Here is a 14,285-nt window from a genome sequence, read left to right as displayed (position 1 = left end):
AAGCCGACGGCAGACAGCTGCTGAAACGAAGCTGAGCCATTCCGAGTGACAAACACGATCAGCAAGTCTCGTTGCCGTTCTATGAGCATTTCCATGGGATATTTCTTCACCCGGTGAAAATTCAGCTTGCCTCACGCAATTTTCGCGGTCAATTCACGGTTCCCATGTCGGTCCGGACCGAACAACATCAAACCTCCGAAAAGCGATTCAACGAAGCTATCGGCGTGATATGAACTTTCGATTCGCGTCTTTTCGAGTAGCAAGGCACACTTGCTCCGTTATGCGCAGAATCCCACCGAAGCGGAGAAATCAGCCATGAGCTCGAAATCAGACAAGCAGCAGAAAACAGCATCAACCACGGGTGCCGGTGCGCCTGCGGTCAGCGATCGCAATTCGCTGAGCATCGGAGCCGATGGCCCGATCTTGCTCCACGATGTGCATTTCCTGGAGCAGATGGCGCACTTCAACCGCGAGAAGGTGCCTGAGCGCCAGCCGCATGCCAAGGGCGCTGGCGCATTCGGAGTTCTCGAGGTCAGCGAAGATGTTTCGAAATACACCAGGGCCGCGTTGTTTCAGCCCGGAGCCAAAACCGACATGCTCGCCCGCTTCTCGACCGTCGCCGGCGAATCAGGCAGCCCCGATACCTGGCGCGACGTGCGCGGCTTCTCGCTGAAGTTCTACACCGACGAAGGCAACTACGACCTGGTCGGCAACAACACACCGATATTCTTCGTCCGTGATCCAATGAAATTCCCGCATTTCATCCGCAGCCAGAAACGCCTGCCCGACTCCGGCCTGCGCGACAACCACATGCAATGGGATTTCTGGACCAACAATCCGGAGACCGCACACCAGGTCACCTACCTGATGGGCGTACGCGGCCTGCCGCGCAGCTGGCGCGAGATGAACGGTTACGGCTCACACACCTATCTGTGGATCAACAAGGCTGGCGAGAAGTTCTGGGTCAAATACCACTTCCATACCGAGCAAGGCATGGCTCATTTCAGCAATGCCGAAGCCGCGAAAATGGCTGGCAGCGACGCCGACTTCCACCGTCGTGACCTGTTCGATGCGATCGCGCGTGGCGAGCACCCGAGCTGGATCCTGTCGGTGCAGGTGATGCCGTACGCCGAGGCGAAGAACTACCGCATCAATCCGTTCGACCTGACCAAGACCTGGTCACACAAGGACTACCCGCTGATCCGGGTCGGCAAGATGACCCTCAATCGCAACCCGGAGAATTTCTTCGCCGAAATCGAACAGGCCGCGTTTTCACCGGGCAATGTGGTCCCCGGCATCGGCTTGTCACCGGACAAGATGTTGCTTGGCCGTGCCTTCGCCTACGCCGATGCACAGCGCAACCGCATCGGCACCAACTTCCACCAGTTGCCGGTCAACCAGCCCAAGGTGCCGGTAAACACTTATATGTTCGACGGCCAGATGGCCTATCAGCACAGTGGCAACGCACCGGTTTACGCCACCAACAGCGCTGGTCGGCCGTGGGCGGACGAAACCGGTGTGGTTGAGGATAGTTGGGAAGCCGATGGCGAAATGGTTCGCAGCGCCTACACCTTGCGTGCCGAAGACGACGATTTCACCCAGCCGGGCATCCTCGTGCGCGAGGTGTTCAGCGATGCAGAGCGCGATGCGCTGGTGGAAACCGTGTCCGGGGCCCTGCTCGGTGGCGTGCGCAGCCCGGTGCTGGAGCGTGCCTTCGAGTATTGGAAGAACGTCGATCCGGCGGTCGGCAAACGCATCGAGGAAAAGGTGCGCGCCGGCAAGGCGTCGTAAGCCGCCCGAAGCAGTAGCCAACGCCAGGCCTGCGCTTGTCAGCGGGGACGACTCAGCCGCAAGCGCAGGCAAGTTCGCCGCGCGGTCGATCGGAGCAGCACTGGTCGCCCGCACAGGCATTGAGTAGTGTCAGGATTCCGGACTGGCAAGGTACCCGATGTCGATTTGGCTGCAACGCGTGTTCAACGTGCGCCGCGAGGAACTCGTTCCGGTTCTGCTCGCGGCGACATTTTTCTTCTGCATCCTGAGCGCCCTGATGGTGTTGCGCCCGGCGCGCGACGCGCTGGGCATGCAGCGTGGCATCGAGGCGGTACGCTGGCTGTTCATCGGCACCGCGTTTGCCACGCTGGCGGTGAATCCGCTGTTCGGCTGGCTGGTCAGCCGCTTCCGCCGCTTGCAGTTCATCACCGCCACCTACGGGTTCTTTTCGATCAGCCTGCTCGCCTTCTACTTGCTGATGGTGCTGGCGCCGGAGGCGATCGGCATCACCAGTGGTCAAGTGTTTTTTGTGTGGTTCAGCGTGTTCAACCTGTTCGTGACCATGGTGTTCTGGGCGCTGATGGCCGATCGTTTCACGCTGGAGCAATCCAGGCGCTTCTTCGCATTGATCGCGGTGGGCGGCACGCTCGGCGCGATCGCCGGCCCGGCACTGGCCGCGCTGCTGGCACGACCGCTGGGCACGCCGGCGCTGCTGCTGGTGGCGGTGGGCTTCCTGCTGTTGGGCGTGGCGTTGGCCTGGCTGCTCGCGCGCACGCAGCCACGATCGCTGTCGGGGCAGCAAGCCAAAGATCCCGATCGCGCGGTGATCGGCGGCAGTGCCTGGCAAGGCTTCAAGGCCATCTTCCAGTCACGCTACCTGGCCGGCATGGCCGGCTACATCGTCATCCTGACGGTGATGGCCACCTTCCTCTATTTCACCCGGCTGCAGATGGTCGCCGAGCTTGGCGATGACACCGACCTGCGGGCGACCGTGTTCGCGCGTATCGACCTCATCACCCAGTTGGCGACGCTGCTGCTGCAGGCGGTGATCGCCGGACACCTGATGCAGCGCCTCGGCGTGGCGATCACCCTGGCCTTGCTGCCGCTGAGCGTGGCGCTGGGTTTTCTCGGCCTGGCCATGGTCGGATCGCTGGCGGTGCTGATCGTGTTCGAGGCGAGCTTTCGCGCGATTCAGCGCGCGATCACTCGACCTGCCCGCGAAACGCTGTACACGGTGGTAAGCCGCGAGGACAAGTACAAGTCCAAGGCTTTCATCGACACTTTCGTCTACCGCAGCGGCGATGTGGTCGGCGCACAGGTGGAAGGTGGCCTGGGCCGGATCGGGCTGGGACTCGGCGCGCTGGCTACCGTAGCTGTCCCGCTGGCGCTGCTGTGGGCGCTGCTTGGCTTGTGGCTGGGCCGCACCCAGCAGCGCCTGGCCACAGCTGGCATCATCGAAACCACGGCGACAACTTCGCCGCCATCTCCCCCCGAAGCAAGGAGTCCGTCATGATCACCCGTCGCGAATACCTCAAGCTTTCGCTGGCCGCCGGTACGGCGCTGGCGGTCAGTCCCCGGTTGCTGATGGCCGCCGACGACGCGCCGATGTCACTGATCACCCGCGCCATACCCGGCACCACCGAGCAGCTGCCAGTGGTCGGACTGGGCAGCTCGGCAACTTTCTCGCGCGTCGCCGGCAGCGCGGACGTGGACGCGCTGCGCGAAGTGCTCAAGGCGCTGCACGACAAGGGCGGCCATGTGTTCGACACCGCCCCCAGTTACGGCGCTTCCGAGAAGGTGGCCGCTGAGCTGGCGCGCGAGCTGGGCATCACCGAATCGATCTTCTGGGCGACCAAACTCAACGTCGCGCCGCGCGGCGGTGGCAAGGCCGACGAGGCGGCGGCTCGCGCGCAGGTACAGACTTCGTTCGAACACATCGGCAAGCGTCCGGTCGACCTGATCCAGGTGCACAACATGGGCGATCCCGACACCCAACTGGGCATCCTCAAGGAGAATAAGGCCGCGGGCCGGGTGCGCTACATCGGCATCACCACGACATTCGCTCCGCAGTACGAGCACTTGCAGCAAGTGATGCGCGAGCAGCCGCTGGATTTCATTGGCGTCGAATATGCGATTGACAACCGCACGATGGAAGAAACCATTTTTCCGCTGGCGCAGGAAAAGGGTATCGGCGTGCTGGTGTACGCGCCGTTCGGGCGCACCCGGCTGTGGCAGGCAGTGCGCGGAAAAACCCTGCCGGAATGGGCGTCCGAATTCGATGCCAGCAGCTGGGGCCAGTTCTTCCTGAAATTCGTCGTGTCCAACCCGGCGGTAACCGTCGCCACGCCGGCCACCAGCAAGGCGCGGCACATGATCGACAACATGGGCGCGGCGATGGGTCGATTGCCGGACAAGGCGATGCGCAAACGCATGATCGCGCACGTTGAGTCACTCTGAAACCTGACCGTGCCAGCCGGCTACTCGGGTATGCACAGGATATGGATTCCCCGATCAGCCCGCGCATCGAGGACCCAAAGCGTTCCGACAATGCGCCATAAAGAGTGCAGAACAATCATCGACATGGGAGTCCCGGCATGATTGATCCGGGCTTCATCGGGAAACTGCTAATGTGCGCCAGCGGACCCTGCCAGGCAGGTTGCCGCCGCCTCAATCCCATCAGCGGCGTGATTTGGACCGTTGGCGGTCATTTCGAAAACCAGGGAGCATCAGATGAAGACATACAAAGTGGGATACCTGATCGGCAGCATCGCGAAGGAATCGATCAACCGCAAGTTGGCCAATGCGCTATTCAAGCTTGCACCTCCCCAGCTCCAGTTCGAGGAAATCTCGTTCCGGGATCTGCCGATCTACAGCTATGACCATGACGCCGACTACCCGGAAGCCGGGCGCAAGTTCAAGCAGGCGATCGAGAGTTCCGACGCGATCCTGATCGTGACCCCCGAGTACAACCGCTCCGTTCCCGGCGGGCTCAAGAACGCCATCGACTGGGCCAGCCGCCCCTGGGGCACCAACTCATTCGACAAGATTCCGTCTGCGGTGATCGGCACCTCGCCCGGTGCCATCGGCACGGCCGTCGGCCAGCAGCACATGCGCAGCATCCTCGGCTTCCTCAACTCGCCACAGATGAATTCGCCGGAAGCCTACATCCAGTTCAAGGACGGGATGATCAATGACGCCGGCGAAATCGCCGACCCATCCACGGCAGAATTCCTTGGCAAGTACCTCAAGGCGTTCCACGAGCACATCGCCCATGTCCTGTCGAAACCGGCTGACAGCTGAGGCCGTCGAGTTGAACGCACAGCAGAGGAATGCCGGGTACTCGTACCCGATCCCGGAATCAGGAGTCGTCACGTGATCGAACTGGTCATCGAGCAGCGGCGTCGCGACCTCGGCAGTTTCGAGGTCGGTCGCGTGCTTCCATTTGCCAAACGACGGATGGTCGGGCCGTATATCTTCTTCGACCGCATGGGTCCCAAGGACATGCAGCCGGGATTGCCGCGCGAGGCGGACATTCGCCCGCATCCGCATATCGGATTGTCCACAATTACCTATCTTTTCGACGGCGAGATCATGCACCGTGACAGCGTCGGATCAGAGCAGGCCGTGCGCGCGGGCGAGGTCAACTGGATGACCGCGGGCCGCGGCATAACGCATTCCGAACGCTTCGAGCACCTGCGTCGCGAAGGCGGACTGCTCGACGGCATCCAGGCCTGGGTGGCGCTGCCGGACGAGCGCGAGGAAATGGACCCGGGATTCTGGCATTACGAGAGTGCGGCGCTGCCGGTGTTCGACGACGACGGCGCGGTCGGGCGACTGATTGCCGGGCGCCTGTCGGGCGTGGTCTCACCGGTGCGCACCGATTCGCCGCAGTTCTACGTGCACTGGCAATTGCGCGCGGGAGCGCGTGTGTCGCTGCCCGCCGAATACCCGGAACGCGCTGTCTACGTGGCACGCGGCGCGGTCGAGGTGGATGGTCAGCGCATCGAAGCGGGTTCGATGGCCGTGTTGATTCCTGGCAAGTCGGTGACCATTGCCGCCATCGGCGATGCCGTGCTCATGGCTCTGGGCGGCGAACCGGTCGGACCACGCTACATCGACTGGAACTTCGTGTCGTCGTCAAAGGAACGCATCGATCAGGCGCGTGAGGACTGGGCCAACGGGCGAATGAAACTGCCGGATCTCGACAACGACGAGTTCATTCCGCTGCCACCGAAAATCGGAGAACCACGCGAACCCGAACCCATGTCGTGAAGATTCCATGGCATCGCCAGTACCAAAGAAGGAAGAGACCGACAAGAATCATCATGGCGTTCGCCACGCGTCAGGCCACAATCAAACAATTTGGATACTGATATGAAAATTCTTGCTGCGCTTTCGCTCACCTCAATCCTGCTCGTTTCTGCGTGCACAAGCTCTCCGCAGGACAACGGTGACGTGCAGACGCCTGCGTCGGCATCGTCCATGGCGTCCGAGCACAACTACCGCTGCGAGAGCGGTGAGACCGTTATAGCAACCTATCCGTCCACCGATTCGGCCACGGTCCAATACAAGGGCAATCGCCACGAAATGCAAATTGCGGTCTCCGGCAGCGGCGCGCGCTACGTTGGTGGCGAGCTGGAGTGGTGGACAAAGGGATCTGGCCATGGTTCCGAAGGCACTCTTTTCCAGCACCGGGATGATGGCACTTCCGGCGACAGCATCGAGACTTGCACGGAGTACTGAGTGCGGTCGGGTATTCGCGCCGAGCCCGCAGCGCGGGCCGGCCGAATGCCACGGGTGTAGTTGAGTCTTGAGCCTTTCTCAGCCAGCAAGCTTGCTGGCCGTCTCGGCGATCTTCCGTCCCTGATAGCGGGCACCGACGAGCTCATTCTCGCTGGGCTGGCGTGAGCCGTCGCCACCGGCAATCGTCGACGCGCCGTACGGTGAGCCACCGGTGATTTCATCGAGCGTCATCTGGCCTGCATGGCCATAGTCGAGACCGACGATCACCATGCCGAAATGCAACAGGTTGGTGATGATTGAAAACAGTGTTGTCTCCTGGCCACCATGCTGGGTGGCGGTCGAGGTGAACGCGCCGCCAACCTTGCCATGCAGCGCACCGCGTGCCCAAAGGCCTCCCGCCCGGTCGAGAAAGCTCGCCATCTGCGAGGACATGCGGCCGAAGCGGGTGCCGGTGCCGACAATGATCGCGTCGTAGTTGACAAGATCCTCGATCGTGGCGATGGGTGCCGCCTGATCGAGCTTGAAATGAGCCGCCTTGGCGACGTCTTCCGGTGCCGTCTCCGGGACGCGCTTGATGTCAACCGTCGCACCCGCCTCGCGGGCACCTTCGGCGACGGCGTTGGCGAGCGTTTCGACGTGGCCATAGGCCGAGTAATACAGAACCAATACCTTTGCCATGCTGATCTCCGTTTGAATCATTGATGAGTGAAAGGGAAAGTGTCGGGGCAGCGCCCGTGTCTCGAATGCGGCATGAAGTCACTTCAGGCCGCATCGTGGTCAACCCGCTTCGAGCCGCAGCGTCAGCCGGCCATCGTCAGGCAGCGGGATGAACTCCGCATCACCCTCGACCATGGCATAGCGTTGCTCGCGCCATGCCTGTCTGGCTTCCTCCAGCGCCGCTTCGGAGCTGGCGACAAAGTTCCACCACAGATAGCGCGGCGCATCGAGTGGCGCGCCACCGAGCAAGACCACATGGCTGTCGACGCTGGCGCCGAGCGCGATCTTCGCCCCGGGCCTGAACACCATCAGTTCGCCGAGCTGCAGCGATTCGCCATCGACGCGCATGTCGCCTTCGAGCAGATACGCCGCACGTTGCACGTGCTCGTCCGGCACGTGCAGGGCTTTACCCTTCGGCATGCGCGCATCCACGTAAAACAGTTTGCTCAGTGTCGATACCGGTGAGCGTGCGCCGTAAGCGGTACCCGCGATCACCCGCACGCTGGCACCGTCGACACTGAGTTCCGGCAAAGCCGAGGCATCGGTGTGCTCGAACGACGGCGCAATGCGTTCGTGTTCCAGCGGCAGGGCCACCCACAATTGCAGGCCGTGCAGGGATTGGGCGTGGCCGCGGTCTTCGGCGGCGGTGCGCTCGGAATGGACGATGCCGCGTCCCGCGGTCATCCAGTTGACCGCACCCGGTTCGATGACCTGCGTGTTGCCGAGCGCGTCCTTGTGCTCGATGCGCCCCTGCCAAAGGTAGGTCACGGTGGCCAGGCCGATGTGCGGGTGCGGGCGCACGTCCATCGGCTTCGTCGCCGGCAGAGTCAGCGGTCCGAAGTGGTCCATGAAGATAAACGGACCGATCGCGTGACCGCTCGGCGTCGGCAGCACGCGCCGGATCATCAAGCCATCGCCGAGATCGTGGCTCTGCCCCTTCAGGCGTTCACGGATGAGAGTGCTCATGAGTGCTTCTCCATTAGTCATGCGTGTTTCTGATCAAGGCATCTGCGGCAATTCCTGCGGTCGCAGATCGAACACCAGCACTTCGGCATCCTTGCCGGCGGCGAACTGCAGCGTCTGCACGTTGCGCAGGCGCACACCATCTCCGGCGCCCAGTTGCACGCCGTTGAGCTCGATCCTGCCGCGGGCGACATGCACGTAGGCATGGCGGTCCTTGTCCAGGGTCAGCGTCGCGCTTTCGTCGCCGTCGAAGAGCCCGGCGTAAACCTGGGCGCTCTGCTGGATGCGCAGCGAGCCGTCGCGGCCATCCGGGGAAATGATCAGGCGCAGGCGTCCACGCTTGTCCGCCTCGCTGAAGTGCTGTTGCTGGTAGACCGGCTTGCCACCGGCGTGGTCCGGCACGATCCAGATCTGCAGGAAGTGCACGGGCGCACTATCGGATCCGTTGAATTCGCTATGGGTGACGCCACTACCGGCGCTCATCAGCTGCACGTCGCCGGGCTTGATCTGCGATCCGGTACCCATGCTGTCGCTGTGCGCCAGCGCGCCCTCCAGCACATAGGAAAAGATTTCCATGTCGCGGTGCGGATGCGTACCGAAACCCTTGCCCGGTGCGACGCGATCCTCGTTGATCACGAGCAGGTCGGAGAAGCCGATCTGCCTCGGATCCCGATAACCGGCGAACGAAAAGGTATGGCGCGAGCTCAGCCAGCCGTGCTCGGCGACGCCACGTTCAGAAGCCTTGCGTACTTGCATCATGGTGGTTCTCCTCGTTGTTGGGATGTGGATGGAGAACGGGTCTCCATCCGGAATCAATTCGTTCAGTTGGCCGGGCGGCGACGCGCACGCAGGGCATCCAGGGCAAAGTCTCCTGCGCCAAACGCCGCGACCTGCAACAGTCCGCCACTGATCGCAAGGTTCTTCAGGAAGTGGTTCATCTGGTTGCCGTCGGCGAAGTCAGCATGGAAAGCGAACGCGGTGACCACGGTGAAGGCCGCCATCAAGGCTGCCACCACGCGGGTGCGGTAACCGAGCAGCAAGGCCAGGCCCAGCCCGACCTCGACGACCACGGCCATCAGGTAGGCCAGATCCGGAAGCGGCAGGCCGGCCGAGATGATGTAAGCCTTTGTCGCTGCCGGCGCGGCGAGTTTGCCAATGCCGCTGACCAGAAACAGCAATGCCAGCAACACACGGCCCGCGGCAGAAACAAGAGACATTTGATGATTGATCATGAGAGTGCTCCGAAGTGAGAAGGTGCAGACACCGCTGCACCATGAGCGCTATATTAGAGTCGCCAATCGATTCAATAAAGATGATAGATGGCGCAACACTGTCAACCTGTAAGGGACAATGGGCCAGCTCCAGGACATGCGGATTTTTGTCGAGACCGTGGATGCGGAAAGCTTTACTGCCGCAGCCGATCGGCTGGGCTTGTCCAAGCAGTTCGTCAGCAAGCGTGTCGCCGCCCTGGAAAAACGTCTCGGTGCCCGGTTGTTGCTGCGATCGACGCGGCAACTGCGCGTCACCGATCTTGGCCTGGCGTACTACGAGCGCAGTCAGCGCATCCTGCAGGAGGTGGATGCCGCCGAACAGATGATCACCAGCCAGACGGCGACGCCTCGCGGTGTGCTGCGACTGAGCGCACCGATGACGTTTGCGACCATGCATCTGGGCCCGCTGATACCGGCGTTCATGCAACGTCATCCGCAGGTGTCGGTGGAGCTTGAGCTCAATGACCGCGCCGTGGACCTGATCGGTGAAGGCTACGACATGGCTGTGCGCATCGGTGCGCTGGCCGACTCCAGTCTGATCGCGCGACGAATCAGCAGCGTGCAATTGATCGCCTGTGCCAGTCCCGACTATCTGCGCCAACACGGCGTACCGACCTCACCGGAACAACTCGGCGCACACGCCTGCCTCATCTACGGGCATACCCGCCACGGCGAGTGGACCTTTCGTATTGGTGAGCGCACACGCAAGCAATCGGTGAGCGGACCGATGCGCTCCAACAACGGCGAGATGTTGCGCGATGCGGCGATCGCCGGCCTCGGCCTGACCATCCTGCCCGACTTCATCATCGCCGCTGCGTTGGCGGATGGCCGACTGGTTGAGGTACTGGAGCCGTTCCGACCTGAAGCATTCACCGTCCATGCGGTTTATCCGCAGCATCGACAGCTATCCTTGCTGGTGCGAGCGTTCAGCGATTTTCTCGTCGAGCGCTTCCGTGAGGCTGGCGAGTGATCGCCACATGCAGTCGATTACACAAATCAAGGAGCACCGGCATGTCCGACATCGCGAGTCCGAACCGCTGGCCCGAACTGCCCGCTCCGGCCGATGGGCAGAAGACTGCGGCTTCCGTGCCGCGTTTTGCCATAGGCGAAGCGGCCGGCGTCGAACCCTGCAAGCGCGTGCGCTAGGCAGTGCAACCGAATAGCACGGAAATTGATGGTGCGGATCGCTGGCGCATCCTCGTGGTGCTGCTTGGCGTCATCTTCATGTCGCTGATTGTCGTGAGCATCGTCAACGTCGCCCTGCCCTCGATCCAATTGGGCCTGGGGGCGGATCAGTCGGATCTGCAATGGGTCCTGTCGGGCTATGCGCTGACCTTCGGCATCATTCTGGTCGCCGCGGGGCGCGCCGGCGACATCATGGGCCGGGGTGGCATCTTTCTCGTTGGCGTGGGCATCTTCACCGCCTCATCCATTGCCGCCGGATTCGCCGCTGACGCGATGTGGCTGAATGCAGCGAGGTTCGTCCAGGGAATCGGCTCGGGCCTGCTCAGTCCGCAAGCGATCGGGATGATCCAGCAATATTTCCGTGGCGAGAAGCGCGGCCGCGCGTTCGGCTATTTCGGAACCGTGGTCGGATTTTCCGTCGCCATCGGTCCGGTGCTGGGCGGTTTGCTGATCGAGTTGGGCGGCAGCGACCTTGGCTGGCGTCTGACATTCCTGGTCAATGTCCCGATCGGCATCGTCGCCATCATTCTCGGCGTCCGCTGGTTCCCGAAGCCGCTTTTCCGCCGTCCGCCGCAAAGCGCGCCGAACGCAACGGGACGGACCGCAGGCTGGCTATGGTCGCTGGATCCGGTCGGTTCGCTGTTGCTGGGCCTCGCCCTGCTGGCCATTCTCTATCCGTTCATGGAATCCCGTGGCTCGGCGCTTTGGTGGGCGCTGCTGCCGGTCGGCCTGGTACTGGTCTGGGTGTGGTTGTTGTGGGAGCGGCGTTGCTCGCGCTTCGGTCACACCCCGATGGTCGACCTCGACATCTTTCGTACCCGCAGCTTCACCAACGGCAGCCTCATCATGTCGCTCTATTTCATGGGCATGACCAGTGTCTGGGTGCTGGTCGCGCTCTACGTGCAAGATGGTCAGGGAAAGACCGCGTTTGAATCCGGCCTGTTCGGGATTCCGGCCGCGCTTCTGGCGGCCTATGCCGCGCATTGGTCGGGCCGTCGGGTCAGCCAGTATGGCCGCAGGATCGTGATCGGCGGACTGCTTCTGGCCCTCGTCGGTCTCGCCGCCAGCATCGCCGTCGTCCTCCTCCACGAGCAGTTCGGCCTGAGCGTGTGGTGGTTGCTGCTGTCACTGTCGTTCATCGGTGTCGCCCAGGGCTTCGTCATCAGCCCGAACCAGACCCTGACGCTGGCCGAGGTACCACTCGAATACGCCGGAAGCTCGGGCGCGATCATGCAGACCGGCCAGCGCATCGGCACATCCGTGGGCATTGCCATGATCACCGCGGCGGTCTTCGCCTCGCTTGCACGATGGTCGTGGTCGATTGCCGTGGTCATCGGTTTCGTTCTGATCGCGCTGGTCGTTCTCGTGGCGCTCGGCGTGGCCTTCAAGGATCAGCGTGATCGCGAAAAGCACACCGCAAGAAGGATCGAACTCCAACGCGGGCAACGTGCGCAGCTCGATATCAGCGAGAGCCATTTCTGAGGCCTGACGACGGCCATCCACTCCAGGACTCATTCGAAAGGTTCATCCGGTTGCCCGTTCCATGATTCCGAGCGCTGCGGATTCCTTTCACGCAGGCTGCAGCCCAGGGACTATGCGATGCTGGCAGACACGCCCGGATTGTGATTCATCCCCACGTCGAATCTGTGGCTGATGCGTAACGTCGATCACTACCGGCGCCGGGCGCAGATCGGCGCATAACCATGAGGAACCTGCATTGCAGCCCATCGTCGTCCGCTCGCTTGCTCCCGCGTTGATAGAACCCGCGGCACGGCTGTTGGCCGGCAGCATGCGCGACAACCCGCTGCATCAGCGTGTGTTTTCCGGCCACGTGGCGCATATCGAGCCATTGCTGGCGGTCGCCTTCACGCGTCTGTTGCAGCGGCAGATGCGCACGGGTCTTGTGCTGGGCGCATTCGACGAGGACGCCCTGGTGGGAGTCGCGGCCATGGTGCCGCCGGGCCAATGCCAGCCGACGTTGCGCGAGAAGCTTGCGATGCTGGCGATCCTGGTGCGCGGCGGCATGCTTCGCCACCTGCCAGGGATCCAGCGCTGGCTGTGGCTCTGGGCCCGCGAAGATCCGGATCTTGATCACTGGCATCTTGGCCCAGCCGCCGTCGAACGAAGGCTCCAGGGCCAAGGGATCGGAACCGCACTGATGGCGGTAATGTGTGATGCGCTGGATCAGCGCCAGGCGATTGGCTACCTTGAAACCGACAAGGACGCGAATGTCCGCTTGTATCGCCGCGGCGGCTTTGAGGTGATCGCCGAGCGGCAGGTGCTCGGTGTACCGAACTGGTTCATGCTGCGCCCGCGCAATACGGCGTACAAACGGCAAGAGCCGGCACAATGCACAAACTGATTTCAGGATCGCAGATGATCATCAGCGCAACGACAAAGGCTTCGGCTCCTGATTCCGCGCCCGAGCGTTCCGCTCATTACTGTTGCAGGCCGCAGGCATGATCAGCAACTTTATCACCATCGCGGTCGTCACCTTCATCGGCATCCTGCCGATCGCCAACCCGTTCAGCACCGCGGTGGTCTTCCTCACCATCACCGAAGGCTTCAGCGAAGAGCGACGGCGGCAGCAAGCTCGCCTGGCCTGCATATATATGGCCATCGTCCTGATCACGTTCCTGCTCCTGGGCACATTGATCATGAATTTCTTCGGCATCTCGATTCCGGGTTTGCGCATCGCCGGCGGACTGATCGTCACGCGCATCGGCTTTGGCATGCTCAACTCCAGGTCGGAAAACGAAATGTCCGAAGAGTCCAGGGATGAGGCCGTGCGTATGGACGACGTAGCCTTCACGCCACTTGCCATGCCCCTGCTCAGCGGACCGGGCTCCATCGCCGTCACCATCGGCATGGCAACCGAGGCTGACGGCGTGGGCGAAAGTCTGGCCATTGTCGTCGGCATCGGGCTGGTGGCCGTGGTTTCGTGGCTGGTGCTGCGCGCCTCCGCCAAGGTGGTCCGCTTCCTCGGCACAACCGGCACGAACGTCATGGGCCGGATCATGGGCTTCCTCCTCGTCTGCGTGGGAATCCAGTTCATCGTGGATGGCACCCAGAACATCCTGTCGAGCCCGGCTTTCTGGGGCCCGGTCCTGGACACGATCCGCGGCTGAGAGCCTGCGCTACGACGAACCTCCTTCTGGCCAGCGCTTCCATACTGCGAAACAGATTGCTCCTGTTTCCCGATGCCTTCCGGCGAGTCCGCGTTGGTAGTCCAGACGGATTCGGCTATCCTGCCTGGCCCACACTGAATGCGTGACGCCACGCAGGAGAGCCCATGACGCAGCAGACTTTGACCGACGAAGAAATCGTGACCGTTCACGCCGGCGCAGCAAATAGTGTGTTGAACGCGGATCCGGATACGGCCGACTCGGATGCGGACGGCGCAGACAAGGATGCCGATGCAGCCGACGCCGACGCGGATGGCGCGGACAAGGATGCTGATGCGGCCGATGCCGACGCGGATGGTGCAGACAAGGATGCCGATGCGGCCGACGCCCAACGCTAACTGAAGGGTTCAACATCGTGAAATCCGCGATCCAGCGGTGCGTGGGACTGCCCGAAAGGTTCGCGCAAGAAGTCTGGTCGCGTGATTTCCGGCATTATCCGAATGCGGACGCA

General features: G+C 62.3%; 16 protein-coding genes. 12 read left to right on the top strand and 4 right to left on the bottom strand.

Annotated features, from left to right (window positions below; genetic code table 11):
• Nucleotides 1-315: 315 nt before the first annotated feature.
• From VFN25_RS08095 to VFN25_RS08070, 6 genes are all read left to right on the top strand, one after another.
• Nucleotides 316-1,791 carry a catalase gene (locus VFN25_RS08095; RefSeq protein ID WP_325140647.1) on the top strand — a complete coding sequence of 492 codons (1,476 nt, stop codon included), beginning with the start codon at nucleotides 316-318 and terminating at the stop codon, nucleotides 1,789-1,791.
• Nucleotides 1,792-1,948: 157 nt separating this feature from the next.
• Complete coding sequence (locus tag VFN25_RS08090; RefSeq protein ID WP_325140643.1) at nucleotides 1,949-3,283, top strand: NTP/NDP exchange transporter; 1,335 nt, start codon at nucleotides 1,949-1,951, stop codon at nucleotides 3,281-3,283.
• A complete protein-coding gene (locus VFN25_RS08085; protein WP_325140641.1) occupies nucleotides 3,280-4,227 on the top strand; it encodes an aldo/keto reductase in 948 nt (315 codons plus the stop codon). Before VFN25_RS08090 ends, VFN25_RS08085 begins: the two co-directional genes overlap by 4 nt.
• 273 nt (nucleotides 4,228-4,500) lie before the next feature.
• Nucleotides 4,501-5,070: an NADPH-dependent FMN reductase gene (locus VFN25_RS08080; protein ID WP_325140639.1), complete on the top strand. Its 570-nt coding sequence runs from the start codon at nucleotides 4,501-4,503 to the stop codon at nucleotides 5,068-5,070.
• 72 nt (nucleotides 5,071-5,142) lie between these two features.
• Complete coding sequence (locus tag VFN25_RS08075; RefSeq protein ID WP_325140637.1) at nucleotides 5,143-6,042, top strand: pirin family protein; 900 nt, start codon at nucleotides 5,143-5,145, stop codon at nucleotides 6,040-6,042.
• 102 nt (nucleotides 6,043-6,144) lie between these two features.
• Entirely contained in the window at nucleotides 6,145-6,513 is a 369-nt protein-coding gene (locus VFN25_RS08070; RefSeq protein ID WP_325140635.1) for an MliC family protein, read from the top strand.
• Between the two features lie 78 nt (nucleotides 6,514-6,591).
• On the opposite strand, the gene wrbA is transcribed toward VFN25_RS08070, so the two are convergent.
• From wrbA to VFN25_RS08050, 4 genes are all read right to left on the bottom strand, one after another.
• Complete coding sequence (gene wrbA / locus VFN25_RS08065) at nucleotides 6,592-7,191, bottom strand: NAD(P)H:quinone oxidoreductase (protein ID WP_325140633.1); 600 nt, start codon at nucleotides 7,189-7,191, stop codon at nucleotides 6,592-6,594.
• Between the two features lie 99 nt (nucleotides 7,192-7,290).
• Nucleotides 7,291-8,196 carry a pirin family protein gene (locus VFN25_RS08060; protein ID WP_325140631.1) on the bottom strand — a complete coding sequence of 302 codons (906 nt, stop codon included), beginning with the start codon at nucleotides 8,194-8,196 and terminating at the stop codon, nucleotides 7,291-7,293.
• Nucleotides 8,197-8,229: 33 nt separating this feature from the next.
• Nucleotides 8,230-8,952 (bottom strand): pirin family protein, encoded by a 723-nt coding sequence (locus VFN25_RS08055; protein WP_325140628.1) that lies wholly within the window; start codon nucleotides 8,950-8,952, stop codon nucleotides 8,230-8,232.
• A gap of 62 nt (nucleotides 8,953-9,014) precedes the next feature.
• Nucleotides 9,015-9,425: a DoxX family protein gene (locus VFN25_RS08050; RefSeq protein ID WP_325140626.1), complete on the bottom strand. Its 411-nt coding sequence runs from the start codon at nucleotides 9,423-9,425 to the stop codon at nucleotides 9,015-9,017.
• Between the two features lie 118 nt (nucleotides 9,426-9,543).
• Here VFN25_RS08050 and VFN25_RS08045 point away from each other — a divergent pair, with 118 nt between their 5' ends.
• The 6 genes from VFN25_RS08045 (at nucleotide 9,544) to VFN25_RS08020 (ending at nucleotide 14,172) form a co-directional block, all read left to right on the top strand.
• On the top strand, nucleotides 9,544-10,434 hold the full coding sequence (locus tag VFN25_RS08045) for a LysR family transcriptional regulator (RefSeq protein WP_325140624.1): 891 nt from the start codon (nucleotides 9,544-9,546) through the stop codon (nucleotides 10,432-10,434).
• Nucleotides 10,435-10,475: 41 nt separating this feature from the next.
• Nucleotides 10,476-10,610: a hypothetical protein gene (locus VFN25_RS08040; RefSeq protein WP_325140622.1), complete on the top strand. Its 135-nt coding sequence runs from the start codon at nucleotides 10,476-10,478 to the stop codon at nucleotides 10,608-10,610.
• Nucleotides 10,611-10,613: 3 nt separating this feature from the next.
• Nucleotides 10,614-12,131, top strand: a complete 1,518-nt coding sequence (locus VFN25_RS08035; protein WP_325140621.1) for an MFS transporter — start codon at nucleotides 10,614-10,616, stop codon at nucleotides 12,129-12,131.
• A 235-nt stretch (nucleotides 12,132-12,366) separates the two neighbouring features.
• Nucleotides 12,367-13,011: a GNAT family N-acetyltransferase gene (locus tag VFN25_RS08030; RefSeq protein ID WP_325140620.1), complete on the top strand. Its 645-nt coding sequence runs from the start codon at nucleotides 12,367-12,369 to the stop codon at nucleotides 13,009-13,011.
• A gap of 97 nt (nucleotides 13,012-13,108) precedes the next feature.
• Entirely contained in the window at nucleotides 13,109-13,777 is a 669-nt protein-coding gene (locus VFN25_RS08025; protein WP_325140618.1) for a MarC family NAAT transporter, read from the top strand.
• A gap of 164 nt (nucleotides 13,778-13,941) precedes the next feature.
• The gene (locus VFN25_RS08020; RefSeq protein WP_325140616.1) at nucleotides 13,942-14,172 is read left to right on the top strand and encodes a hypothetical protein; all 231 of its coding nucleotides are present in this window, start codon (nucleotides 13,942-13,944) and stop codon (nucleotides 14,170-14,172) included.
• Nucleotides 14,173-14,285 lie beyond the last annotated feature (113 nt).

The sequence above is a fragment of the Dokdonella sp. genome, from assembly GCF_035703485.1.
GTDB lineage: Bacteria > Pseudomonadota > Gammaproteobacteria > Xanthomonadales > Rhodanobacteraceae > Dokdonella.
This window is presented reverse-complemented; position numbering and strand designations above follow the sequence as displayed.

Bases quoted from the DNA above. Each gene is read 5' to 3' on its own strand.
- VFN25_RS08040 (WP_325140622.1), top strand. From the start codon at position 10,476: ATGTCCGACATCGCGAGTCCGAACCGCTGGCCCGAACTGCCCGCTCCG.
- VFN25_RS08080 (WP_325140639.1), top strand. From the start codon at position 4,501: ATGAAGACATACAAAGTGGGATACCTGATCGGCAGCATCGCGAAGGAA.
- VFN25_RS08020 (WP_325140616.1), top strand. From the start codon at position 13,942: ATGACGCAGCAGACTTTGACCGACGAAGAAATCGTGACCGTTCACGCC.
- VFN25_RS08090 (WP_325140643.1), top strand. From the start codon at position 1,949: ATGTCGATTTGGCTGCAACGCGTGTTCAACGTGCGCCGCGAGGAACTC.
- VFN25_RS08055 (WP_325140628.1), bottom strand. From the start codon at position 8,952: ATGATGCAAGTACGCAAGGCTTCTGAACGTGGCGTCGCCGAGCACGGC.
- VFN25_RS08050 (WP_325140626.1), bottom strand. From the start codon at position 9,425: ATGATCAATCATCAAATGTCTCTTGTTTCTGCCGCGGGCCGTGTGTTG.
- VFN25_RS08085 (WP_325140641.1), top strand. From the start codon at position 3,280: ATGATCACCCGTCGCGAATACCTCAAGCTTTCGCTGGCCGCCGGTACG.
- VFN25_RS08095 (WP_325140647.1), top strand. From the start codon at position 316: ATGAGCTCGAAATCAGACAAGCAGCAGAAAACAGCATCAACCACGGGT.
- VFN25_RS08070 (WP_325140635.1), top strand. From the start codon at position 6,145: ATGAAAATTCTTGCTGCGCTTTCGCTCACCTCAATCCTGCTCGTTTCT.
- VFN25_RS08060 (WP_325140631.1), bottom strand. From the start codon at position 8,196: ATGAGCACTCTCATCCGTGAACGCCTGAAGGGGCAGAGCCACGATCTC.
- wrbA (WP_325140633.1), bottom strand. From the start codon at position 7,191: ATGGCAAAGGTATTGGTTCTGTATTACTCGGCCTATGGCCACGTCGAA.
- VFN25_RS08025 (WP_325140618.1), top strand. From the start codon at position 13,109: ATGATCAGCAACTTTATCACCATCGCGGTCGTCACCTTCATCGGCATC.
- VFN25_RS08045 (WP_325140624.1), top strand. From the start codon at position 9,544: ATGGGCCAGCTCCAGGACATGCGGATTTTTGTCGAGACCGTGGATGCG.